Source organism: Pseudomonas sp. LTGT-11-2Z (assembly GCF_003691445.1).
Taxonomy (GTDB): Bacteria; Pseudomonadota; Gammaproteobacteria; order Pseudomonadales; family Pseudomonadaceae; genus Aquipseudomonas; species Aquipseudomonas monteilii.
This window is the reverse complement of record NZ_CP033104.1, coordinates 4586687-4610081: the sequence shown is the minus strand read 5'-3', so window position 1 is coordinate 4610081 and position 23395 is coordinate 4586687. Positions and strand designations below refer to the sequence as shown.

Sequence of the window (23395 nt, the reverse complement as noted above, 5' to 3'; positions counted from 1 at the left end):
GCTGCACGTCCGCTAGGCGGACCTTCCCACGTTTTCTTTTTCAATCGTTTTCGCAAATCCCCGCCGCCAAAGCTGCCTGGGTGACCTGACGGTCTTTCAAGGCATGTGCAGCTTTGGAGCATGGGTCTTTGCGGATGCACCTAGAGGCAGACCCATGACCCAGGAAACCGGCGGCTTCGCCGCTCTCGATCTTAATCCGAATATTGTTGCTGCCGTTCTGGCGACCGGCTACGAAGAGCCGTCCGCCATTCAGCAACAATCGATCCCGATCATCCTCGCCGGTCACGACATGATCGGCCAGGCGCAGACGGGCACCGGCAAGACCGCTGCCTTCGCCCTGCCGATCCTCAACAAGATCGATGTGAGCAAGCGCGAACCGCAAGCCCTGATCCTGGCGCCAACCCGTGAGTTGGCGCTGCAAGTTGCTACCGCTTTCGAAACTTACGCCAAGCAGATGCCAGGCGTGAACGTGGTTGCCGTGTACGGTGGTGCCCCGATGGGCCCACAGCTGCGTGCAATCCGCAACGGCGCGCAAATCGTGGTGGCCACCCCGGGCCGCCTGTGCGACCACCTGCGTCGTGACGAAAAAGTCCTGTCGACCGTGCAGTACCTGGTACTGGACGAAGCCGACGAGATGCTGAAGCTGGGCTTCATGGACGACCTCGAAGTGATCTTCGACGCAATCCCGGCTACCCGTCAGACCGTGCTGTTCTCCGCAACCCTGCCTTCGTCGATCCGTTCGATCGCCGAGCGCCACCTGCGTGAGCCCAAGCACGTCAAGATCCAGAGCAAGACCCAGACCGTTACCGCGATCGAGCAGGCTCACCTGATGGTCCACGCCGACCAGAAGATCCCGGCTGTGCTGCGTCTGCTGGAAGTGGAAGAGTTCGACGCGCTGATCGCCTTCGTGCGCACCAAGCAAGCCACCCTGGACCTGGCCGCCGCGCTGGAAGCCAAAGGCTACAAGGCTGCCGCGCTGAACGGCGACATCGCCCAGAACCAGCGTGAGCGCGTGATCGACTCGCTCAAGGATGGCCGCCTGGACATCGTCGTCGCCACCGACGTCGCTGCACGTGGTTTGGACGTACCGCGCATCACTCACGTATTCAACGTTGACATGCCGTACGACCCGGAGTCCTACGTACACCGTATCGGCCGTACCGGCCGTGCTGGTCGCGATGGCCGTGCGCTGCTGCTGGTCACCCCGCGTGAGCGCCGCATGCTGCAGGTGATCGAACGTGTTACCGGTCAGAAGGTAGCCGAAGCCCGCCTGCCGAATGCCCAGGCCGTGCTGGATGCCCGCATCAAGAAGCTGACTTCGAGCCTGGCGCCGCTGGTAGCCGAAGCCGAAGCCACCCACGGCGACCTGTTCGACCGCCTGACCACCGACCTGGGTTGCAGTGCCCGTGCCCTGGCTTCGGCCCTGCTGCGCAAGGCCACCAATGGCCAGGCGCTGGACCTGGCGGCGGTAGAGCGTGAGCAGCCGCTGGTGCCTAGCTTTGCCCCGCGTGGCGAGCGTACCGAGCGTGGTGAGCGTGGCGAGCGCCCAGACCGTGGCGACCGTGAGCGCCGTGCGCCAATGCCGCTGGCCGAAGGCCGTGTGCGTTGCCGTACTGCCTTGGGTGCCCGTGACGGCATCGCTGCCAAGAACCTGCTGGGTGCGATCCTCAACGAAGGTGGCCTGGCCCGTGACGCCATCGGTCGCATCCAGGTGCGCGACAGCTTCAGCCTGGTCGAGCTGCCGGAAGATGGCCTGGAGAAGCTGCTGTCCAAGCTCAAGGACACCCGCGTGGCTGGTAAGCAGCTGAAGCTGCGTCGCTACCGCGAGGATTGATCCTGGCGCAATGAAAAAATCCCCGGCCTTGGCTGGGGATTTTTTTGCCTGTGGGATTTTGGGGCGCTAAGCGCTCCTGGCTATCGTCAGTCGAACCGATAAATGTCCATCCCCAAAGCCCCCAAGGTAAACCCTTGGTGCACCACCCCAAACCTGTCCCCAGCCCCAAGGGCAAAGAACAGCGGCAGCAAATGCTCATCACTGGGATGGTTGCGCACCGCATACGGCGCTTGCTGCCGGTAATCCAGCAGCGCCGCCTGGTCATCCGCCTGCAACCGCGCCACCACCCAGTCCCTGAACGCCAGTGCCCAGGGCTCGATCACATCCGGCCCGGCGTGCCAGTCCAGCTCGCCCAGGTTATGGGTAATACTGCCCGAGCCAATCAGCAGAATACCTTCACGGCGCAGCCCCGCCAGCGCCTGGCCCACTTTCAATTGCAGCACCGGCCCCATGCGGCTGGGCAGCGCTACCTGCACCACCGGAATGCTCGCATCCGGGTACATCAGCGACAGCGGCACCCAGGCGCCGTGGTCGAACGGCCGTTGCGCATACAGCCGGGCCGGCAGGCCGGCATTCGTGAGTCGTTCGCTTACCTTGGCAGCCAGCGCAGGCTCGCCCGGCGCGGGGTACTGCACGGCGTACAACGCCGGCGGGAAGCCGTAGAAGTCATGCCAGGTTTCGGGTTGCGCGCTGCTGGTCACCAGCAGTTCAGGGCTTTCCCAGTGCGCCGACACCACCACGATGGCCTTCGGCCTTGGCAGGCTGTTGGCCAGCCCGGCCAGGGCCGGCCCGCTGGCACCCGGGTGCAGGGCGAGCATGGGGGAACCATGGGAGATGAACAGGCTGGGCAGCATGGCGAGGTCCTGAGGGTTAAGATGCACTCATCTTCGATCAGAAACTGATCGATATCCATCGCAAGTTATACGCGTTTTCTATCGGTTTACTCGATAAACAAGGAGCAACCATGGAGCCAGCGTTCTGGCACAAACGGTGGGCCGACAACCAGATCGGTTTTCACCAGGGGCAGGTCAATCCGTACCTGCAAGCGCACTGGCCAGCACTGGGCCTGGCGCCAGGCAGCCGCGTGCTGGTGCCGCTGTGCGGCAAAAGCCTGGACCTGGCCTGGCTGGCGGGGCAGGGGTATTGCGTGTTAGGCGTGGAACTGTCGCGGCGGGCGGTGGAGGGCTTCTTCCGTGAGCATGGGCTTGAAGCCGAGGTGCGTCAGCAAGGCGCATTCGAGGTATGGCGCCAGGGTAACGTCGAACTGTGGTGTGGCGATTTCTTCGCGTTGCGCGCGCAGGACATTGGCGACTGCGTGGGGCTTTATGATCGGGCGGCGCTGATTGCGCTGCCGCTGCAGATGCGTGCGAAGTACATGGAGGCGTTGTCGGCGTTGTTGCCGGTGAGGTGTCAGGGGCTGTTGGTGACGCTGAATTATGACCAGGCGCTGCTGGATGGGCCGCCGTTTTCGGTGGGGGATGAAGAGGTGCGGCAGGGGTTGGTCGGGTGGCAGGTGGATGAGCTGGAAGTTGTAGAGCTTATTCAGGAAAGCCCGAAGTTTTCGCAGGCCGGGGCTTCCAGCCTGTTGGAGCGGGTGTATCGGGTCCGCCGGTGACGCACGCATGAAAAAGGGCGACCGAAGTCGCCCTTTTTGCATTGCCAAGTGGATCAACCGCGACGGCGCAGGGCCTCGATACGGTCTTCCAGCGGCGGGTGGCTCATCAGCAGCCCGGCCAGGCCGTGCTTCAGGCCGCCGTTGATGCCGAAGGCCTTCATGGTGTCAGGCATGTGCACCGGCAGGCCTTGCTCCACGCGCAGGCGCTGCAGGGCGCCGATCATCGCTGCGGTACCGGCCAGCTGCGCACCGGCCTCGTCGGCGCGGTATTCGCGGCGGCGCGAGAACCACATCACGATCATGCTGGCCAGGATGCCCAGGATCAGCTCGGCAACGATGGTTGCCACGTAGTAGGCAATGCCTTGGCCTTCTTCGTTCTTGAAAATGACCTTGTCGACGAAGTTGCCGATGATGCGTGCGAAGAACATCACGAAGGTGTTCACCACGCCCTGCACCAGCGCCAGGGTGACCATGTCGCCGTTGGCCACGTGGCCGATTTCGTGGGCCAACACCGCACGCACTTCATCGGGCGAGAAACGCTCCAGCAGGCCCTGGGACACGGCCACCAGCGCGTCGTTGCGGTTCCAGCCGGTGGCGAAGGCGTTGGCCTCGTACGCCGGGAAAATACCCACCTCGGGCATTTTGATGCCCGCTTCACGGGACAGCTCTTCGACCGTTTGCAGCAGCCACTGCTCGTGGCGGGTGCGCGGCTGGCTGATGATCTGGGTGCCGGTGCTCATCTTCGCCATCCACTTGGAGATGAACAGCGAGACCAAGGAGCCGGCAAAGCCGAACACGGCGCAGAACACCAGCAGGCTGCTGAGGTTCAGGTCGACCCCGTTGGCGGCCATGAACCCGTTGAAACCGAACAGGCTCAGGGTAATGCTTGCAACCAGCACCACCGCGAGGTTGGTGGCCACAAACAACAGAATGCGCATCATGGTTGTTACGTTCTCCTGACGGATGAATTGTCGCTTACTGCGGGGTATATAAGGGGCCTGCCGCGCCGATTCAATCGGGCGACTATTTCAAACTGTGTACGGCAGAGTATGGCAGAGGATGGCGCGGGGGCTGTGGGATAGAGCGTTGCAGGATGTAAGAAGCATTCCTGCAATGGGGCTTTTGGGGGCGTCAGATGTTCGCCACAACAGTTTCAGCGCCTATGAGATCGAGCGCCGCCCGCGCGGCGCTTCGCGGGGCAAGCCCGCTCCCACATTTGTTGCAACGTGGCCATGCCTGTGAAAGAGCCGTTGTCAGCCTTGGTGCAAGGCTTGAGACAAGAGGGCGGCAGCAGCGCCAACACAGAAATCCAGCCAGCCCACCAAGGCCGACAACCATGGCCGACAGGTTCGGCACGTTGCAACAAATGTGGGAGCGGGCTTGCCCCGCGAAGCGCCGCGCGGGCGGCGCTTGATCTCCGCGCCACCGCAAAAAAACCGTCGAACCCTACTGCGAATAACCCTTCAGGAAATTGCCGATCCGCCCAATCGCCGCTTCCAGGTCATCCACGCGCGGCAAGGTCACCACGCGGAAGTGGTCCGGCCACGGCCAGTTGAACGCCGTACCCTGCACGATCAGCAGCTTTTCCGACAGCAGCAGATCAAGCGCGAACTTCTCGTCGTTGAGAATCGGGCACACTTTCGGGTCGATACGCGGGAACGCATACAGCGCACCCATCGGCTTCACGCAGCTCACGCCCGGGATGTCGTTGAGCAGTTCATAGGTGCGGTTGCGCTGCTCCAGCAAACGGCCTGGCGGCAGCACCAGGTCGTTGATGCTCTGGTAACCGCCCAGCGCGGTCTGGATGGCATGCTGGGCCGGCACGTTGGCGCACAGGCGCATGTTGGCCAGCATGTCGATGCCTTCGATGTAGCTTTGTGCGTGGTGCTTGGGCCCGGAGATGATCAGCCAGCCGGAGCGGAAGCCCGCCACCCGGTACGACTTGGACAGGCCGTTGAAGGTCAGGCACAGCAGGTCTGGGGCCAGCGAGGCGGTGCTGATGTGCACGGCTTCGTCGTACAGGATCTTGTCGTAGATCTCGTCGGAGAACACCACCAGGTTGTGCTGGCGGGCCAGCTCCAGCATGCCCTGCAGCAGCGCTTTGGAGTACACCGCGCCGGTCGGGTTGTTCGGGTTGATGATCACCAGGGCCTTGGTGTTCGGGGTGATCTTGGCCTTGATGTCTTCAAGGTCGGGGAACCAGTCGGCCTGCTCGTCGCACAGGTAGTGCACCGGCTTGCCGCCGGCCAGGCTTACGGCGGCGGTCCACAGCGGGTAGTCGGGGGCCGGGATCAGCACTTCGTCGCCGTTGTTCAGCAGCGCCTGCATCGACATGACAATCAGCTCGGACACCCCGTTACCGAGGTAGATGTCCTCGATGGTGACGCCTTCGATTTCCTTTTGCTGGCAGTACTGCATCACCGCCTTGCGCGCGCTGAACAGGCCCTTGGAGTCGCTGTAGCCTTGCGCGGTGGGTAGGTTGCGGATGACATCCTGAAGGATTTCATCGGGCGCCTCGAAGCCAAACGGCGCTGGGTTGCCGATGTTCAGCTTGAGGATGCGGTGGCCTTCCTCTTCCAGGCGTTTGGCGTGCTTGAGCACTGGGCCGCGAATGTCGTAGCAGACATTGGCGAGCTTGTTCGATTTGCTGAACTGCATGATGGGATCCCGATATGAGAAAACACGCCACCCACGCCGAAAGGTTTGAAACGGCAGGAAGCGGGTGCCAGACTGAACGCCTGGCACACGAAGCCAACTAATATACGTGCCACCCGCGCCCCGGAAAAGACGGTGCGGGGTGAAATTCAGCCTGCCGAGGTTCCTGCATGAAAAAGATCGAAAAAACCCTGGATGAATGGCGCTCGATGCTTGACCCCGAGCAGTACCAGGTATGCCGCCTCAAGGGCACCGAGCGGCCGTTCAGCGGCAAGTACAACAGCGAGCGCCGCGATGGCATCTATCATTGCATCTGCTGCGGCCTGGCGTTGTTCGATGCGCAGACCAAGTTCGATTCCGGCTGCGGTTGGCCAAGCTTTTACGCGCCGATCGAGGACAGCGCGATGATCGAGATCCGTGACACATCCCACGGCATGATCCGCACCGAAGTTACCTGTGCCCGCTGCGACGCGCACCTGGGCCATGTGTTCCCCGACGGCCCGCCACCGACCGGCCTGCGCTACTGCATCAACTCGGTGTGCATCGACTTGCGCCCACGCGACTGACCGGAGCCCGACCATGGCTGGATCGATGCTGGACATCCCCTGCGTAACCCTGGGCGGCGAGCACAAGAAGCTTGGCGACTTCCCGGGCAAGGCGCTGCTGGTGGTCAATACCGCCAGCCAGTGCGGCTTTACCCCGCAGTACAAAGGCCTTGAGCAACTGTGGCAAGCCTACCGCGCGCGTGGCCTGGTGGTGCTGGGCTTTCCCTGCAACCAGTTCGGCAAGCAGGAACCAGGCGATGCACGGGAAATTGCGCAGTTTTGCGAGCGCAACTTCGGCGTAAGCTTTCCGCTGTTTCGCAAGATCGAGGTCAACGGCCCGGGCGCTCACGCGCTGTTCGTCGAGCTCAAACAACGCGCCCCGGGCATTCTGGGTAGCCAGAAGATCAAGTGGAATTTCACCAAGTTTCTGGTCGACCCGGCCAGCGGCCAGGTCACGCGTTACGCGCCCACCACCAAGCCGCAGGCCCTGGAAGCGGACATCGAGCGTTTGCTCAGCCGTTGAAGGGCACCCAGTGGTCGACCAGGGCCAGTAGCTCTTCGCGGCGGAACGGCTTGGCCAGGTAGTCGCTCATGCCCGCCGCCCGGCAGCGTTCGCGCTCTTCAGGCATGGCGTTGGCGGTGAGCGCAATGATAGGCAGGTGTGGCCAGCGACCGCTCTGGCGAATGCGCCGGCTGGCTTCATAGCCGTCCATGACCGGCATGTTGCAGTCCATCAGTACCAGGTCGAATTCATTCTGCTCCAGCAACTCCAGGGCCTCGGCGCCCTGGGTGGCCAGCTGCACCTGGCAGCCGAGCTTGGCCAGCATGCCTTTGGCCACGAGCTGGTTCACCGGGTTGTCTTCTACCAGCAAAATCCGCGCTCGCCCTTGCTCCAGGCTAATGGCCGGGGTGGCCAGTGGGTGCTCGGGCTCATGGCCTTGCAAGGTGCGGCGCAGCGTCTGGTACAGGGCATTACGTGCCAATGGCCGGGCCAGTTGATGCAAGGGTGCCAAGGCCAGCGACTGCTCGTTGGGCAGGAAGTTGCCGTAGGCGGTTACTAGCAGAATCGGCGTTTTCAGTGCCGGGCGCAGTTCGAACAGGTGGTCCACGTCGTCGGTGATCAGCAGGTCGATCGCTTTGGTGTCCAGCGTGGCGCTGCTGTCATGGCGCTGGTAGGCCAGGCCCCAGGCGGGCAGCAGGTTCTGCAGCAATTCATTAAGCCCGCTACCGGCCGCGCTTAGCGCGGCCACGCGGCCATGTAGCGGTGTCGGCGGGATGGCTTCGGTGTGCACCGGCAGTGGCAGCTCGGCCGTGAAGCAGCTGCCGAAGCCCGGCTCGGAGCGAATGTGCAGGTGGCCTTGCATGGCCTTGCACAGGTTGCGTGTCAGCGCCAGGCCCAGGCCGGTGCCACCGTACTGGCGGGTGATGCCGGCACCGGCCTGGGTGAACGGCTGGAAGATCCGCGCCTGGGCTTCTTCGGGGATGCCAATGCCGGTATCACGTACCTCCAGGCGCACGCCGCCGACGATCGTCACCAGGCGTATGTCGACACGGCCGAAGCGGGTGAACTTGAGCGCGTTGGACAGCAGGTTGCTGACGATCTGCCGTACCCGCGTGGGGTCGCCAAGCACGCTGCTGGGGAAGTCGCGGGCGATCAGGCAGGTCAGCTCCACACTTTGCGCGGTGTTCTGCGACAGCAGGTTGGCGGTGTCTTCCACCATCGAGCCCATGTCGAACGCAATGCGCTCCAGTTCCAGCTGGCCGGCATCGAACTTGGACAGGTCGAGGATATCGTTCAGCAGTTCCACCAGCACCTTGCCCGAGTCGTGGGCAATCGCCAGTTGCTGGCGTTGCTCGCTGGGCAACGGGTTGTCCAGCGCCAGGGCGATCATGCCGAGCATGCCATTGAGCGGGGTGCGGATTTCGTGGCTCATGTTGGCCAGGAAGGCGGCGCGCGCCTGGGCCATGTCCAGCGCGCGGCTGCGGGCCTGTTCCAGCTCCTGGTTGGACAGGCTCAGGCTGCTGTTGCTGGCTTTCAGCTCGTTGGTGCGTGCCGAGACGATGTCTTCCAGCTCGTTCAGGTACTGGGTCAGGCGGTTTTCCGCGGTGCGCCGTTGTTCGATCTCGGTGGCCATGCTGACGAACTGCTGGTTGGCGACCTTCACCAGCACGCCGATTTCGTCGTGTTCGTGCCCGTGTGGGCATTCAAGGCGGGTTTGCCGGGGTTTGCGCGGGTCGCTGCCGCTGAGTGCGCCGATCACTGTCACCAGTGGCTTGGTCAGCATCATGTAGAACAACGCCAGCAGGATGCCGGTCAGCACCAGGCTGCGGGCAAAGCCGTTGAACAGGGTGATGCCGGCGCGGTCGAGGAAGCGGCTGCCGAAGGCGTAGGTGTCGACGTCCAGGTACAGGGTGCCGAGGTATTCGTCGGGCATGTGGGTGAGGTACAGGCGTTCCTTGAACTGGCGTTGTTCGCCGAACAGAAAGTCGCTCAGTGGCCGGTAGCGGTCCTCCAGCCTGGGCCGCTCGACGTCGGCCAGTACCGTTTCGTTGTTGTCGATCAGCCGCGCGCGGACGACGGCGGGCGACTGCAGCAGGCCACGGGTCAGCTCCAGCGCCAGTTCCGCGTCGATGTTGTAGGCGATGCGCGAGGCCGGGTTATGGCTGATTTGCAGCAACGCGCGCACTTCGCGGTTGATGGACGCGTCTTCGCTGGCATAATCGATGCCGATCTGGATGAGACTGAGCAATGTTCCCAGGATGAAGCCGACCAGGACTGTCAACCGGGCTTGCTTGTATGACAGGCGATTGGTGAACTTGATATCCATGAGTCCCGAGCCGGTTTCACGTCCCTTGCGCTGCGCAAGCATAGCCGAATAGCCCCGGCAGCTGGCGGGCCTGTCACACATTCAGCTGGAAATCTCACCTGTCTTGTTAGGAGTCGTCATGGACGCTCGCTTGATTGCTTTCCTGGACCGCGCCGAATCGGTACTGGCGCGCCTCGAACCCTTGCTGCCGGCACAACGCCCGGATATTGACTGGGGCGTCACCCTGGCCGCCCGCTGGCAGCGCGATGGCCGCAGCGGCTACCTGCTGCCGCTGGACGTCAGCCTGGACATCCGCCTGACCGACCTGATCGGTGTCGACAAACAGCGCGACCAGCTGGGCCGCAACACCCACCAGTTCATCAATGGTCTGCCGGCCAACCACGCATTGCTGTGGGGCTCGCGTGGTACCGGCAAGTCGTCGCTGGTGCGTGCCTTGCTGGCCGAACATGCCGGCGCCGGCCTGCGCCTGATCGAAATCGAACGCGACCACCTGGCCGACCTGCCACGGGTGGTCGAGCAGCTGCAGAAGCTGCCGCAACGCTTCATCCTGTTCTGCGACGACCTGTCGTTCGAAGCGGGGGAGGGCGACTACCGGGTGCTTAAAAGCGTGCTTGACGGCTCGCTGGAACAGGCCCCGGACAACGTGCTGCTGTACGCCACCTCCAACCGTCGACACCTGGTGCCGGAGAAAGAGAGCGACAACGAGAACTGGAAGCGCGTGGATGGCGAGCTGCACCCCAGCGAAGCCGTGGAAGACAAGATAGCCCTGTCTGACCGCTTTGGCCTATGGCTGTCGTTCTACCCGTTTACCCAAGACCACTTCCTGAATGTGGTCGAGCACTGGATCGGCCAGCTGGCACGCTCTGCGGGCCTGGCCTGGCAGCGTACCGAAGAACTCGACATCCTCGCCGTGCGCTGGGCCACCGGCCGCGGTAACCGTAATGGCCGATGTGCCTATCAGTTCGCCCGCTACTGGGTCGGGCTGCAATTGCTGGAGCAAAAGTAATGATCGACCTCAATGCCAGTGGCGCAGGCCTCGACGGCTACAACCTGCTGGCGGCGCAAGTGCAGGCGCTGTTTGCCGACGAGCGTGACTTCATCGCCAATGCCGCGCAGTTTTCGGCGTTTCTGTATAACCAGGTGGACGACCTGAACTGGGCGGGGTTCTACCTCAACCGCAACGAAGAGCTGGTGCTGGGCCCGTTCCAGGGCCAGGTGGCGTGCGTGCGCATTCCGTTCAGCAAGGGCGTGTGCGGGGCGGCGGCGGCCACCCGGAAAACCCAGCGCGTGGAGGATGTGCATGCGTTCCCCGGGCACATTGCCTGTGACAGCGCGTCCAACAGCGAACTGGTGATCCCGTTGGTGAAGGAAGGCAGGTTGATCGGGGTGCTGGACCTGGACAGCCCGAAGGTTGGGCGGTTCAGTGAAGCGGATCAGGCGGGGCTGGAGCGGTTGGCGGCGATCTTTCTTGAGCTGACTGACTGCTGATTGTTGCTTTGCCTGTGCCGGCCTCTTCGCGGGGTTACCTGCGAAGAGGCCGGCACAGGTTAACGCATCAGTCGTATATCACCTTCTTCTTCCAGGTCTCTTCCTCATCGGTCTTGAGCCCGTCTGTCAGTGCGTTGTGCTCATCGTCCGCCGGTGCCATGCGGTCCAGCACCTGGGCGTTGGCCCGGGCCAGCAGCTTCTCCAGGTACGTCAACTGCTCTTCATACACCTTCGGCTCCGGCTGCTTGCGCAGGTATTGCACGCCGCGCTCGAACGCCAGGCGCGCCTGGCCCGGCTGGTTCTTTTGCAGGGCCTGCTGGCCAAGGTTGTTGAAGAACTCGATATGCAACAGCACGAGGATATGGCGGATTTCCTTGACCCAGTGCTTGGCCTCGGGTGCGGGCAAGAAGCCTTCCTGGGCGGCGCGGGTTACCTGGTTGTGCATCGCCTCCAGCAAGAAGCGCACGTCCTTGGCCTTGACCTCGGTGTGGATCGGGTTGGGCGGGTTGTTCACCGGTATCTTGTCGCCCAGGGCAATCAACCCCTCCAGCTCGGCGATGCGCGCCTTCAGCTCGGGATTGTGCTTGTCCACCGCCAGCTGGCGCTGGTTGAGGTTCAGCTCCAGGCGGGTCAGCAGCAATTTGAGGGCCGGGGTCATGAACTGCCCGGGGAAGGTCTCGGTGATTTCGCCACAGCGGCGCAGGCGGTCGGCCAGCTCGATCCTGGTCCGGACGCGTTCGATCTTGCCGTTCTCGACCACATTGTTGAGGTAGCCGATCACGATCAGCAACGCGATGCCCGCCACGATGAGCAGGGTGATCAGAAGTGGTGTCACCTTTAAAGCCTCATGAATAGGTTTGCATTATTGAGTGTAGGAGCGAGCTCGCTCGCGAGAGGCCCTTACAGGAATTCTCTTTTTCTATCGGCAAACGGTGCCATGACTGGATGCTGGCACATTAATGCTGGCTTGACGCCAGAAAATCAACGGCAAACCTTGGAGCACGGCCTGAAACAGGGTCTACGTTGACCGGAAGTCATTGATTTAAATAAATTTCTACAAAGGGGTTGACGCCTCCTCGAACCATCCCTAGAATGCGCGCCACTTGCAGCGTAAAGCACACAGCGAAACGCGGCAGGGAGTGAAAGCAGGCAGTAATGCCAGCAGCGTGTCCCCTTCGTCTAGTGGCCTAGGACACCGCCCTTTCACGGCGGTAACAGGGGTTCGAGTCCCCTAGGGGACGCCAAATTGCGGGAATAGCTCAGTTGGTAGAGCACGACCTTGCCAAGGTCGGGGTCGCGAGTTCGAGTCTCGTTTCCCGCTCCAGTTTCTCCGGCAACGCTTAACAGCGGGGCAGGAAAAGAAAATCCAGGGTGAATCGTGAGGTTCAAGTCTGGTGCACTGAAAAGTGCTGTGTGTCCCCTTCGTCTAGTGGCCTAGGACACCGCCCTTTCACGGCGGTAACAGGGGTTCGAGTCCCCTAGGGGACGCCAAATTGCGGGAATAGCTCAGTTGGTAGAGCACGACCTTGCCAAGGTCGGGGTCGCGAGTTCGAGTCTCGTTTCCCGCTCCAGTTTAAATGCTGTGGCGTCTATGCGGTGCAGTGGTGGTGAAGGTCTTCATGGCGCTTCACGCCGTTAGTGGTAAAGCTTCAAATTGCGGGAATAGCTCAGTTGGTAGAGCACGACCTTGCCAAGGTCGGGGTCGCGAGTTCGAGTCTCGTTTCCCGCTCCAGATAGTGATCTACAGACTTCTACTGACGTCTGTAAGTCGTTGAAAAGAGGGGCTTTGGCCCCTTTTTTCATTCCAGCGAGCGCCACGGAAATCCACCCACAGCTACCGTTTTTGAGTGACCAATTGAGGCACAAGAATACGGTTGGGACGGCTACCGGATAGTTGCTGGGGCTGAGCGGGAACCATGACGAGCATTAGGCCTAAGTCATAACTTAGGAGCCTCGAAATGGCACTCTCTGATCTGACAGTCCGGCAGGCAAGAACCACCGGCAAGCGCTACACCCTCTCCGATAACGACTGCCTGGGCCTGATGGTCTCTGCCGCAGGCGGCAAGTCGTGGATCTTCCGATACTACTGGCTGGGCAAGCAAAAGCGCATGTCCCTGGGTGGCTATCCCGCCCTCAGTCTGCGCGAGGCCCGCGCCGAGCGGGACAAGGCTCAGGTTCTGCTCGCCAAGGGCATTGATCCCCAAATCGAACGCGACCAGCGCCGGCACGCGGCCAAGCTGGCGGGCGAATACACCTTCAAGAACGTCTTCGATGCTTGGGTCGAGCATCGCCGCAAGGAACTCAAGGAAGGCCGTCAGAGCACGCTTTCGCAGATCCTGCGCATCTTCAACAAGGACGTGCTGCCTACCCTGGGGAAGATGTCGATCTACGACATTCGACGGCCCCAGCTCGTGGGCGTCGTGGCGGCGATCGAGAAACGCAAGGCGTTCACCACCGCCGAGAAGGTCCGCACCTGGTTCAACCAGATGTTCCGCTATGCCCTGGTCATCGCCGAAGGGCTGGAAGTCAATCCGGCCGCGGACCTGGACGTGGTGGCCGAGCCCAAGCCCCCGGTGGCCCACAACCCCTATCTGCACCTGCCCGAGCTGCCCGAGTTCCTTCAGAAGCTCCGGCGCTACAACCCCCGGGGCTGGCAGACCCAGCTTGGCGTCCGGCTGCTGTTCCTGACGGGGGTGCGCACGGGCGAGTTGCGCCTGGCCGAGCCTGAGCAATTCGACCTCGACCGCGGCTTGTGGATCATCCCGCCGCAGGTCGTCAAGCAACTCCAGGACGAAATGCGCAAGGCCGGCAAGCGGCCGCAGGACGTGCCGCCCTACATCGTGCCCCTGTCCCTGCAGGCCATCGAGATCGTGCGCTATCTCCTGGGCGTGATGCGTCCAGCGCAGAAGTACCTGCTGTCGCATCGCAGCGAACTCAAGAAGCGCATCAGCGAGAACACCCTCAACAAGGCCGTGCAGCTCATGGGCTACGAGGGGCGCCTGACCGGCCACGGCATCCGCGGCACCATCTCGACCGCGCTCAACGAGATCGGATACCCGAAGATTTGGGTGGACGCTCAGCTTTCGCACTCCGACCCCAACAAGGTGAGTTCGGCCTACAACCACGCCAAGTACGTGGAGCCTCGGCGTCGCATGATGCAGGACTGGGCAGACCGTCTTGACCTGCTCGAACAGGGTGAAGTCGAAGCCGCGAGCGCGCATCTGACCATCCGTATCGACGGGGTGCCGGCAATGGCGGAAGTGGAGGAAGTGGTGGGCGCGGTCTCCACGACTGCTGAGCCTGTTGTCCCCGGCGTGCCGCCCGTGGTGGCCACGCCTATCGTCGTGACCCCCAACAGCGGCGGAATCATGTTCCAGCGGCTGTCGCAGGTGCCGCCGCCTCCGGTGCATGCCCCGGAGCCGGAAGTCTCCGCGATCCAGCGCGAGCGCGAGGAAATGCTGGCCATCTACGAGTCGCCGAACAATCTGCCGGTCCCGCTGTTCGGCAAGCTGGCCGGGAAGTCCAAGGACCAGATCAACCGCGAGCTGAAGGCGGGCAAGCTGCTGTCGATCAGCCTGGGCAACCGGGGGCAGCGGGTTCCCGACTGGCAACTGGTGCCGCTCAAGCACAAGCTGGCCCAAGTGCTCATGAACCAATGCCCGCACGCCGATTCGTGGGACCTGTACCGCATGCTGACCCAGCCTCACCCCGACCTGGGTGATCGTGCGGCCATTGATGCGGTCACGCCAACGAACGTGCCCGCAATCATCCGGGTTCTCATGGGCGACTACCAGCACCATGCGGATGTGCCCGAGGCCGTTGCCCCGCGGCCCATCCCCGAGGACGTGCGGCAGAGCGTCCGCCGACTGGTGGACAGCGCAGCGGTGCTTGAAGGGGTCTAGTCCGGTCTAGTCCCATGCTGCAACCTATGGCCGGGATGAGACGGCTCCGGCCTATAGGAGTGCCTGCTACAGGGCGCCTGCCTCGGCGATCTGCAGCGCCCTGCGCTCGAAACGCTTGGCAGCAGAATCTGCTTGCGCGTGGGGCCGTTGGAGGTACGTCACGATCTCATAGGGGCCATCGGCGAGCGGTCGCATGCTTACCCCCCATTGATGGGCACGCTCGATGCGCGATTGCGCGCATACGCCGATGCCGTAGCCGGCTGAAACCCACAGCGCCATCATCTCGAATGAAGTTGCAGGCAGGATGTTCTCTTGGTCCACTGGCATCAGGGAGGCCAACCTCTCGTCCAGCAAGGGACAAGCCTCCGCCTGCCAGCGATAGATTGGATAGTCCTGAAGATCGGAGATGGTGAGCTTCGCCTGATCAACCAAACGGAACCGCGGTGGTATCGCGACGGCCATGCTTTCGCACCACAGCCTCCGGCTACTCGTCAGGTGATCCCCCGCACTGCTAAGAGATAGCCCCGCGTCGTAGCGGCCCTCATGCAGGCCCGTTACCAGCTCTTGATCCGAAACTTCACGCACGGCGATCGCGACACCCGGCTCGTGCGCTCGCTGCAGTGCAAGCAGCGCCGACAGCCGTGAAGACGGCACACCTGGCGCTATGGCGAGTGTGAAATTCGGGGACGGTCTGATGGCGTTGTGCATGGATGCCCCCAAGAGGCAACGGGATCGAAAAGAGCAGCCGACATCATACTCAAGAGATATCTTTAACGTGGTTAAAGATCAGTGATTCCATGACGCTTCTGCGAATGCAGAAGCGCACTATTCGGCCTGGACGGCCCGCCGGAGTAACCACCTATGAGTCCGCACCGGCGTTGGCGTTCGGGCAAGCGGTGCGAGCCGCTCGCCTGGCTCAGGGGATTGCTCAGGATGAGTTCGCGGGCTTGGCGGGGATCGCGCGCTCGCACATGGGCAAGATTGAGCGCGGCGAGCACATGCCGACACTCGCTCTCATTCTAAAAATTTCCCTGGCTCTCAAGATCAGCTCGGCCGAACTGATGACGGCCACGGAGCGCAACCTCTACCTTCAGGGCGATGCGTGACGCCGGATGTGGCGCAGGCGTCGTAGCTAATCGCTCTTTGGCGAACGCAAACGCTCGATGAAGCGCTCTACGGGTGCGGATAGTCCGCTACCGCCTTCGGGCCGAAGCAGGTAGGTGATGATGACGGCCGAATCGAGCGCCAACGGCCGGATCACCACGTCGGGACGTTGACACGCCGCGATTCGGGTCGCCGTTGCGAAGCCGATGCCGTAACCAGCTCCGACCAATGTGAGCATCATGTCCAGCGACGAGACATGCTCAACGATGGTGGACTCGCGCTCCAGGGGATGTAGCAGCCGGGTCAATTCGCGGCAGTAGCCCTCGCAAAGCTGCGGATCGCACATCACCAGCGGGTAACTCACGAGTTCACGTAGCGACACTTCCTTGTGGGCCAGCAACGGGTGCCGGATCGGCACGGTCACCACCAGCGGGTCCTGCCAGATGGGCTCCGTCACCAGTCCGTCGCCGACGTCCGCGGTGTGTGCGAAACCGATCGCGAAGTCGCCGGATCGCAGTCCCCGCAACTGTTCCGCCAGGGTGACCTCGGAGAGCCGTATTTCGATCTCCGGCTCCTCCTGGCGGCACAGGGCAAGAAGTGCAGACAGCCGCGGGTCGATGGCGCCATCGGAGATGGCGATGCGCACGCTGCCTCTTAGGCCTGCGGCGATCGCCCTGACGTTTTCTCGTGCCTGCTCCAGGTTGGTGAACAGCCTGCGAATGTCCTGAAGGAAGGTGGTGCCCGCTGGCGTCAACCGCGTTCCCCGCCGATCGCGGTCAAAGAGCAGCACCCCCAGTTCGTCTTCCAATTCCTTGATCGTGCGGGACAGCGGCGGCTGCTCGATGTGCAAGCGCTCCGCAGCACGGGTGAAATGCAGCTCTTCGGCGAGAGCCACGAAGCAGCGCAAATGACGAAGTTCCATGGGCACGTCCTTCAGCAATCCTGGTCATTGGGTTGGCCACGGCGCATTGCTGCCGAAGTGCGCTTAGAGGGGGCGACGTAGTGCTGGGTCCCTCTTCAGGGCGAGGAAAAAGGCCATCGGTGTATCTGAATAAGAATACATATGTTCATGTATTAACTCAAGTCAAGGGCGGTAGCAACTGTTTCGGAACGTGACGCCGAAGCCAACCCGCTCAATGCTTGAGCGGCTAAGGCAGTACTGACGCCAAAGTAGCGCGAGCCCACAGAGGGGCTCGCGAGATGTAGGACTGAAGGCGCTCTGCCTTCATGGAAAGGCCCAAATCAGGCCGGGTTGATTTCCAACGAGCCACGGTTGATCTGGTCGCGTTCCATCGACTCGAACAAGGCACCGAAGTTTCCTTCGCCGAAGCCCTCGCGGTAGTTGCCCTTGCGCTCGATGAACTCGAAGAACACCGGGCCAAGCAGCGGCTCGGAGAATATCTGCAGCAGCAGGCGGGGCTGGCCGCCTTCGGTCGTGCCGTCGAGCAGAATGCCGCGCGCCTGCAACTCGGGTACGGGCTGGCCATGGCCGGGCAGGCGCTTTTCCAAGTTTGCGTAATAGATGTCGTTGGGGGCGGTCAGCAGCGGGATACCGGCCATCTGCACGCGGTCGAGCGCATCGAGTAGGTTGTCGCACAGCAGGGCGATGTGCTGGATGCCCTCGCCGCTGAACTGCATCAAGAATTCCTCAATCTGGCCGCCGCCCTGGCGTGCTTCCTCGTTCAGCGGGATGCGGATCAGGCCGTCCGGCGCGCTCATCGCCTTGGAGGCTAGGCCGGTGTACTCGCCGTTGATGTCGAAGTAGCGGATCTCTTGGAAGTTGAAGAACTTCGTGTAGAAGTCGGCCCAGTACTCCGACTCGCACAAGCGCAATCCCATGGACGTGTTCCGCGCGTCTGTCCAGAACTGGCCAGAGGTTGTGGAGTGCCATGCGCTGACCGGCGACATGGACTATCTGCTGCGGGTGGTCGTCATGGACATGGCTCACTACTCCCGCTTCGTGCTCGACACGCTGCTCAAGCACCCCAGCGTGCAGGACTGCAAGACCAGCTTCGTGCTGGATCGCGTAAAGAGCACCACGGCCTTGCCCCTATGAGCATTCGGCCGGTTGGTGTGGCGGGGATGCAAATAGCGATTGACCTTCCAACGGTGGCAAGGAGCACACTTCAAACACCCCAACCCGAAAGGAGTTTTCCATGCAATTCCATCTCGAAGACATGACCTGCGGCGGCTGCGCCCGCACTGTGACGAAAACGATCCAAATGATCGACCCCAACGCCAAGATCGTCACGGACCCGCCGACCCGCCGTGTCGAGGTCCAGACCTCGGCCTCGCAAGAGCAGATCGCCGCGGCCCTGAGCGAAGCTGGCTTCCCGCCGCGCGCGCAGTAACACCGCATCGTGGCCGGCATGCACACAGGACGGCCGATGCGAGCACGTGCGCTGCGCCGTACCTGGCGCGGCGCTCAGTGCATCCCAAGGTAGGCCGACCTTGGCCACAGGGCCATCGCCACCATCATCAGGTTCTCGGTCAGGGACACGAAGCCCAGCGGCACGTTGCTGTCCCCGCCCACGCAGGCGCACTTGAGTTCCCGGCGATCGACATAGACCGCCTTGAAAACCGACACGGCCCCGACGGTCCCGATGAACAGCGCCAACGGAATCGACACCCACATCCCCACGCCCGCGACCATCTGGACGCCTGCGATGGCCTCCGCGAACGGGTAGAAATAGGCATACCGAACCCAGCGCTTGGCCAGCAGGTCGTCGCGAAGCCGTCCACGTCCTTGAGCTTCTGCAGCGCCAGGAGGCACATGGCAAAGGCCACGAACCACTCTGCCGCCTGAATGCTCTAGACTTGGCCGAAGGCCGCCCAGCTCGCCGCCAGCGCCATTGCGGCCGCCGTGGCGAACAGCGCGATCACAGGGGTCTAGGTCACGGCGTTCTTGTCCTTCACGGACATGCCGAAGAATTTGCGTAGGTCGTCGTAGCCGCCCACGCGCCGCCCGTTTATGAAGACCTGGGGCGTGGTCTCGATGCCATGCTCCTTCTTGAACGCATCCGTCTGCTCGCGGCTTGCCAAGTGTTTGTCCTCGACCTCGTAGCCCTTGCGGTTGAGCAGATCGAGCGACTTCAGCCCGTAGGGGCAGGTATGGCCGGGCATGACCATTCGGTAGAGCGTGGCTAGCTTGGGCGCAGACATGCAGGACTTCTCCTGTGGGACTTTCCATGGGCCGGCCGTCACGGATTTAAGGACGTTGATGACCTTTCCAGCCTAACCGACGACCGTGCAAAGGGAGTGTAGACACCTGGCTCGCGGGTTGGTCTGGCCCACGGGTTGGTTATCTGGCGGCAATGCCGTCAGTCCTCCATCTGCCAGAGCAACCCTGCCGCAGGCCGGTGCGCCTGAGGCAGCACGCAGGCTCCTAGTGGTTCTCCTTGGCATGGTTGATCGTGTACTTGGGGATCTCGACGGTCAGGTCTTCGGTCGCAACGATGGCCTGGCAGCTCAGCCGCGACTGCGCCTCCAGTCCCCAGGCCCGGTCGAGCAGATCGTCCTCGCATTCCTCGACTTCGTTTAGAGAATCGAACCCCTTGCGCACGATGCAGTGACAGGTCGTGCAGGCACAGCTCATGTCGCAGGCATGCTCGATCTCGATGCCGTTGTCCAGCAGGGCCTCGCAGATCGAAGTGCCTGCTGGCACGTTCAGTTCGGCTCCCTCAGGCGCCAGTTCAGGATGGGGCAAGACGGTGATTTTGGGCATATCTCTCCTGGCTGCTCAGTGCGCACACGGCTTTTTTCCTGCTGCGTTGGCTCGCGCGCGGCGCGGCACTGCGCCAGTGCGCGCTTCGGGCTTGTTGTCACTGATATCGGGCTGCTCCAGCGTGTGCAGGATCGGGCAGTCGGGCCGTTCGTCGCCGGCGCAACACCGGATCAGCGCCTTGAGCGTCGCGGCCATCTCCAGCATGCTCTCGATGCGCCGGTCCAACTCGTCGATGTGTTGCTGGGCCAGACGCTTTACATCAGCACTCTGGCGCGACTTGTCATTCCACAGTCCCAGCAAGTCCGTGATCTCGGCCACCGAGAAGCCGAGGTCGCGCGAACGCCGGATGAAATGCAACCGGTGAACGTCGTCCTGGGTATAGGCGCGGTAGCCCGAATCGGTGCGGTCAGCCGGAGGGATCAGACCGATTTGCTCGTAGTAGCGGATCATTTTGGCCGAGACCTTCGAGGCCTTGGATGCTTCACCGATGTTCATGGTGTTCCTCCTTTCTCAATGAGCGGTATCCGCCGCCAGCGGCGGCTGGAAGCGGCGCAGGCGCAGCGCGTTGCCGAGCACGAACACGCTGGACAGCGCCATCGCGCCAGCCGCGAAGATCGGCGACAACAGCACACCGTATGCGGGGTACAGGACGCCAGCGGCCACCGGGATCAGGGCCGTGTTGTAGCCAAACGCCCAGAACAGGTTCTGGCGGATGTTGCCGATGGTCGCCTTGGACAGCGCGATGGCGTTGGGCACGCCCTGCAGGTTGCCCGACATCAGCACTACGTCGGCCGACTCCACCGCCACGTCGGTGCCGGTGCCGATGGCCAGGCCCACGTCGGCCTCGGCCAGCGCCGGGGCGTCGTTGATGCCGTCGCCCACGTAGGCGATCTGGCCGTGGCTGGCTTTCAGCCGGCGCACGGCTTCGACCTTGCCCTCGGGCAGCACTTCGGCCACCACCTCGTCGATGCCCAGTTGCTTGGCGATGGCCTGCGCGGTACGCGCGTTGTCGCCGGTGATCATCGCCACCTTCAGGCCGAGCTGGTGCAACGCGGCAATGGCCGCGGGCGTGCTGGACTTGATCGGATCGGCCACCGCGATGATGGCGGCCAGCCGGCCGTCGATCGCGGCGTACAGCGGTGACTTGCCCTCGTTGCCCAGGCGCTCGGCCGTGCGAGCGAAGCTGCCCACGTCCAACCCCAGCTCACGCATGAAGCGATCGGCACCGACCTCGACACGCGCGCCGTCCACGGTGGCGCGCACGCCCATGCCCGTGACCGAATCGAAGTCTGTCATCGTCGGCAGCGCGATGCCACCTTCCACGGCCGACTCGACGATGGCGCGTGCGATCGGATGCTCCGAGCGCGATTCGACAGCGGCGACCTTCGCCAGCACCTGGTTGCGGTCAAAGCCGTCGGCAATCTCCAGGTCGGTCAGGACCGGGCGGCCCTCGGTCAGCGTGCCGGTCTTGTCCACGGCCACCACCTTGGCGTCCTTGAGCAGTTGCAGGGCTTCACCCTTGCGGAACAGCACGCCCATCTCGGCGCCCCGGCCCGTGCCGACCATGATGGAGGTCGGCGTCGCCAAACCCATGGCGCAAGGGCAGGCAATGATCAGCACCGCCACGGCATTGACCAGCGCGAAGGACAGCGCGGGCGACGGGCCGAACACCAGCCAGACCAGGAAGGTCAGCACCGCGGCCAGCATGACGGCGGGCACGAACCACAGCGTCACCTTGTCCACCACGGCCTGGATCGGCAGCTTGGAACCTTGCGCCTGCTCGACCATGCGGATGATCTGCGCCAGCATGGTCTGACCGCCCACGGCGGTGGCACGCAGCGTCAGCGCACCCTTCTGGTTGACGGTGCCGCCGACCACGGTGCTGCCTTCCGCCTTTTCGACGGGAATCGGCTCGCCGGTGATCATCGACTCGTCCACGAAGCTGCGGCCCTCGGTCACTTCACCATCGACCGGCACGCGCTCGCCGGGGCGCACTTCCACGATGTCGCCCTGCGCCACGTCGTTGATCGGGATGTCCACGATGCGGCCGTCGCGCAGCACGTGCGCCTCCTTGGCCTGCAGGCCGATCAGGCGCTTGATGGCCTCGGAGGTGCGGCCCTTGGCCCGTGCCTCAAGAAAGCGGCCCAGCAGGATCAGCGCCACGATGACGGCTGCCGCCTCGTAGTACACGTTCACCGTGCCGGCCGGCAGCAGACTGGGCGCGAACGTGGCGACCATCGAATAACCGAAGGCCGCGGCCGTGCCGACCGCGACCAGCGAGTTCATGTCGGGACCCAGGCGGAACAGCGCCGGGAAGCCCTTCTCATAGAAGCGCCAGCCCGGAATGGCGAGCACCAGCAGGGTCAGCACGAACTGCAGATACCAGCTCTGCTGGATGCCAATGGTGGAAGCCACCCACTCGTGCATGCCGGGAATCATGTGCGAGCCCATTTCGAGCACGAACACAGGCAGCGCCAGCACGGCGGCCAGGGTCAGGTCGCGCTTGAGTTCGGCGCGCTCGGCGTCCTTTTTCTCGGCAGCTTCCTCGTCGGCCTGCATGCCTGTATCGACCGGGCTGGCCTCGTAGCCGACCTTATCGACAGCAGCAATCAGATCCTGCACGGATGCTACGCCACGCACGGTAGCGCGCTCGGTCGCCAGATTGACCACAGCCTCAGTGACGCCCGGCACCGCCTTGAGCGCCTTCTCGACGCGGCCCACGCACGAAGCGCAGGTCATGCCTCCGATCGCCAGCTCGATGGTGCCCTGAGGCACGTCGTACCCTACCTTCTCGATCGCCTGGATCAGCGCCATGCGATCGACAGGACGGTTCAGGCGAATGTCCGCTCGCTCGGTGGCGAGATTGACAGACACGCTTGCCACGCCCTCGACCTTGGCAAGGGCGGCCTCGACTCGGCCGACACAGCTTGCGCAGGTCATGCCCTCGATGGGCAGGCTGATTGCCGCTGCTTGGGCGCCAGCACTACTCGTTGTTGCCATGCTCATGGTGTGCTTCCCATAGTTGAAATTCGACATGGAGGGAGCTTAGGGTTTACCATCGTGGGAAGGTCAAGCGCTTTTTCGGATGCTGTCAGGTTTCAGAAATGACCCGGTGCACGGGGAACGGAGGCCTTGCCTGCCAGGCTCGCACTGGTTCTTTGCTGCGCGCGCCTAAGCGGCCGCTGCCTTGTTAATTCTGAAGGGCGAAAACAGCCATTCGAGGTTAGGAAATATTTTAAAAATGAATACAAGTAAGCCATTCAGTACCCCACCGAAGGGTCCCAGCGCCGATTTGGAATCGCTGTCACAGAATGACGTGACCATCTTGGCTGAGACATTCCGCCTCCTGGGTGACCCGTCCCGGCTGAGAATCATGCTGTGCTGCATGAAAGGCTCTTCCTCGGTCGGGGACATCGCTGAAACCCTCGAACTCTCGCAGTCGCTGGTGAGCCACCACCTGCGGCTGCTGCGCGGTGCTCGCCTGGTCAAGGGCGTGCGCCAAGCCAAACAGATCTTCTATGAGGTGGCGGACAAGCACGTGAACCAGGTGCTGCTGGATATGGCCACCCACATCGCGGAAGACCACAACGACGAGTAACTGTTGGGCATAGCATGCCGTTGCGGCGTGGCCTACGTTCCATGGCGATATGCGCCCCACCGCCCGCAGCTGCGTTCGGTGAGGTGGTTTGGATGCCGCTTC

The 23395-nt window shown here is 62.9% G+C and carries 20 protein-coding genes, 5 tRNA genes and 3 pseudogenes; 16 read left to right on the top strand and 12 right to left on the bottom strand.

Annotated features, from left to right (window positions below; all coding sequences use genetic code 11):
* Window positions 1-120 precede the first annotated feature (120 nt).
* Window positions 121-1834 (top strand): annotated as a pseudogene (locus D8767_RS21670) (DEAD/DEAH box helicase).
* An 86-nt stretch (window positions 1835-1920) separates the two neighbouring features.
* On the opposite strand, the gene D8767_RS21665 reads toward D8767_RS21670, so the two are convergent.
* A complete protein-coding gene (locus D8767_RS21665) occupies window positions 1921-2688 on the bottom strand; it encodes a class III extradiol ring-cleavage dioxygenase (RefSeq protein ID WP_122048406.1) in 768 nt (255 codons plus the stop codon).
* Window positions 2689-2798: 110 nt separating this feature from the next.
* Here D8767_RS21665 and D8767_RS21660 point away from each other — a divergent pair, with 110 nt between their 5' ends.
* Window positions 2799-3449, top strand: coding sequence for a thiopurine S-methyltransferase (locus D8767_RS21660; RefSeq protein WP_016715100.1), 651 nt, complete (start codon window positions 2799-2801; stop codon window positions 3447-3449).
* A gap of 53 nt (window positions 3450-3502) precedes the next feature.
* On the opposite strand, the gene htpX is transcribed toward D8767_RS21660, so the two are convergent.
* Together htpX and D8767_RS21650 are read right to left on the bottom strand one after the other, a co-directional pair.
* Window positions 3503-4390 (bottom strand): protease HtpX, encoded by an 888-nt coding sequence (gene htpX, locus D8767_RS21655; RefSeq protein WP_016715101.1) that lies wholly within the window; start codon window positions 4388-4390, stop codon window positions 3503-3505.
* Between the two features lie 505 nt (window positions 4391-4895).
* Window positions 4896-6107 carry a pyridoxal phosphate-dependent aminotransferase gene (locus D8767_RS21650; protein WP_016715102.1) on the bottom strand — a complete coding sequence of 404 codons (1212 nt, stop codon included), beginning with the start codon at window positions 6105-6107 and terminating at the stop codon, window positions 4896-4898.
* 167 nt (window positions 6108-6274) lie between these two features.
* Between D8767_RS21650 and msrB the strand changes: the two genes are divergently transcribed.
* Window positions 6275-6670, top strand: a complete 396-nt coding sequence (gene msrB / locus D8767_RS21645; RefSeq protein WP_016715103.1) for a peptide-methionine (R)-S-oxide reductase MsrB — start codon at window positions 6275-6277, stop codon at window positions 6668-6670.
* 13 nt (window positions 6671-6683) lie between these two features.
* Window positions 6684-7172, top strand: coding sequence for a glutathione peroxidase (locus D8767_RS21640; RefSeq protein WP_016715104.1), 489 nt, complete (start codon window positions 6684-6686; stop codon window positions 7170-7172).
* Here D8767_RS21640 and D8767_RS21635 read toward each other — a convergent pair.
* Window positions 7162-9519: a response regulator gene (locus D8767_RS21635; protein WP_016715105.1), complete on the bottom strand. Its 2358-nt coding sequence runs from the start codon at window positions 9517-9519 to the stop codon at window positions 7162-7164. The genes D8767_RS21640 and D8767_RS21635 overlap by 11 nt on opposite strands.
* A gap of 76 nt (window positions 9520-9595) precedes the next feature.
* On the opposite strand from D8767_RS21635, the gene D8767_RS21630 reads away from it, so the two are divergent.
* Window positions 9596-10483: an ATP-binding protein gene (locus D8767_RS21630; RefSeq protein ID WP_016715106.1), complete on the top strand. Its 888-nt coding sequence runs from the start codon at window positions 9596-9598 to the stop codon at window positions 10481-10483.
* Window positions 10483-10965: a GAF domain-containing protein gene (locus tag D8767_RS21625; RefSeq protein ID WP_016715107.1), complete on the top strand. Its 483-nt coding sequence runs from the start codon at window positions 10483-10485 to the stop codon at window positions 10963-10965. The genes D8767_RS21630 and D8767_RS21625 overlap by 1 nt, the downstream gene beginning before the upstream one ends.
* A gap of 67 nt (window positions 10966-11032) precedes the next feature.
* Here D8767_RS21625 and D8767_RS21620 read toward each other — a convergent pair whose 3' ends face one another.
* On the bottom strand, window positions 11033-11800 hold the full coding sequence (locus D8767_RS21620) for a hypothetical protein (RefSeq protein WP_016715108.1): 768 nt from the start codon (window positions 11798-11800) through the stop codon (window positions 11033-11035).
* Between the two features lie 333 nt (window positions 11801-12133).
* Between D8767_RS21620 and D8767_RS21615 the strand changes: the two genes are divergently transcribed.
* The 6 genes from D8767_RS21615 to D8767_RS21590 all read left to right on the top strand — a co-directional run bounded on the left by D8767_RS21615 (window position 12134) and on the right by D8767_RS21590 (window position 14867).
* Window positions 12134-12209: transfer RNA gene (locus D8767_RS21615), tRNA-Glu, on the top strand.
* A gap of 4 nt (window positions 12210-12213) precedes the next feature.
* Window positions 12214-12289: transfer RNA gene (locus D8767_RS21610), tRNA-Gly, on the top strand.
* A 91-nt stretch (window positions 12290-12380) separates the two neighbouring features.
* Window positions 12381-12456, top strand: a tRNA-Glu gene (locus tag D8767_RS21605).
* A gap of 4 nt (window positions 12457-12460) precedes the next feature.
* A tRNA-Gly gene (locus tag D8767_RS21600) sits at window positions 12461-12536 on the top strand.
* Between the two features lie 85 nt (window positions 12537-12621).
* Window positions 12622-12697 (top strand) — tRNA-Gly (locus tag D8767_RS21595).
* 226 nt (window positions 12698-12923) lie between these two features.
* Window positions 12924-14867 carry an integrase arm-type DNA-binding domain-containing protein gene (locus tag D8767_RS21590; RefSeq protein ID WP_012614046.1) on the top strand — a complete coding sequence of 648 codons (1944 nt, stop codon included), beginning with the start codon at window positions 12924-12926 and terminating at the stop codon, window positions 14865-14867.
* A gap of 66 nt (window positions 14868-14933) precedes the next feature.
* Here D8767_RS21590 and D8767_RS21585 read toward each other — a convergent pair whose 3' ends face one another.
* The gene (locus tag D8767_RS21585) at window positions 14934-15575 is read right to left on the bottom strand and encodes a LysR substrate-binding domain-containing protein (protein WP_012614047.1); all 642 of its coding nucleotides are present in this window, start codon (window positions 15573-15575) and stop codon (window positions 14934-14936) included.
* Between the two features lie 104 nt (window positions 15576-15679).
* Between D8767_RS21585 and D8767_RS21580 the strand changes: the two genes are divergently transcribed.
* Window positions 15680-15973 (top strand): helix-turn-helix domain-containing protein, encoded by a 294-nt coding sequence (locus tag D8767_RS21580; RefSeq protein WP_024082527.1) that lies wholly within the window; start codon window positions 15680-15682, stop codon window positions 15971-15973.
* 26 nt (window positions 15974-15999) lie between these two features.
* Here D8767_RS21580 and D8767_RS21575 read toward each other — a convergent pair whose 3' ends face one another.
* Window positions 16000-16893, bottom strand: a complete 894-nt coding sequence (locus tag D8767_RS21575; RefSeq protein WP_012614048.1) for a LysR family transcriptional regulator — start codon at window positions 16891-16893, stop codon at window positions 16000-16002.
* A gap of 320 nt (window positions 16894-17213) precedes the next feature.
* Window positions 17214-17783, bottom strand: a pseudogene (locus tag D8767_RS21570) (4-hydroxyphenylpyruvate dioxygenase family protein); the annotation flags it as partial.
* A gap of 25 nt (window positions 17784-17808) precedes the next feature.
* Between D8767_RS21570 and D8767_RS21565 the strand changes: the two are divergent.
* Window positions 17809-18027 (top strand): Lrp/AsnC ligand binding domain-containing protein, encoded by a 219-nt coding sequence (locus D8767_RS21565; RefSeq protein WP_017511446.1) that lies wholly within the window; start codon window positions 17809-17811, stop codon window positions 18025-18027.
* A gap of 100 nt (window positions 18028-18127) precedes the next feature.
* Complete coding sequence (locus D8767_RS21560) at window positions 18128-18322, top strand: heavy-metal-associated domain-containing protein (RefSeq protein ID WP_012614049.1); 195 nt, start codon at window positions 18128-18130, stop codon at window positions 18320-18322.
* 74 nt (window positions 18323-18396) lie between these two features.
* Here the strand turns inward: D8767_RS21560 and D8767_RS29490 are convergent.
* The 4 genes and pseudogenes from D8767_RS29490 to D8767_RS21540 form a co-directional block, all read right to left on the bottom strand.
* Window positions 18397-19133 (bottom strand): annotated as a pseudogene (locus tag D8767_RS29490) (MauE/DoxX family redox-associated membrane protein).
* Between the two features lie 223 nt (window positions 19134-19356).
* Window positions 19357-19695 (bottom strand): ISC system 2Fe-2S type ferredoxin, encoded by a 339-nt coding sequence (fdx, locus tag D8767_RS21550; RefSeq protein ID WP_012614051.1) that lies wholly within the window; start codon window positions 19693-19695, stop codon window positions 19357-19359.
* Between the two features lie 15 nt (window positions 19696-19710).
* A complete protein-coding gene (gene cueR, locus D8767_RS21545) occupies window positions 19711-20190 on the bottom strand; it encodes a Cu(I)-responsive transcriptional regulator (RefSeq protein WP_012614052.1) in 480 nt (159 codons plus the stop codon).
* 15 nt (window positions 20191-20205) lie between these two features.
* A complete protein-coding gene (locus D8767_RS21540; protein WP_017511447.1) occupies window positions 20206-22701 on the bottom strand; it encodes a heavy metal translocating P-type ATPase in 2496 nt (831 codons plus the stop codon).
* 235 nt (window positions 22702-22936) lie between these two features.
* On the opposite strand from D8767_RS21540, the gene D8767_RS21535 reads away from it, so the two are divergent.
* Entirely contained in the window at window positions 22937-23293 is a 357-nt protein-coding gene (locus D8767_RS21535) for a metalloregulator ArsR/SmtB family transcription factor (protein WP_015912826.1), read from the top strand.
* Window positions 23294-23395 lie beyond the last annotated feature (102 nt).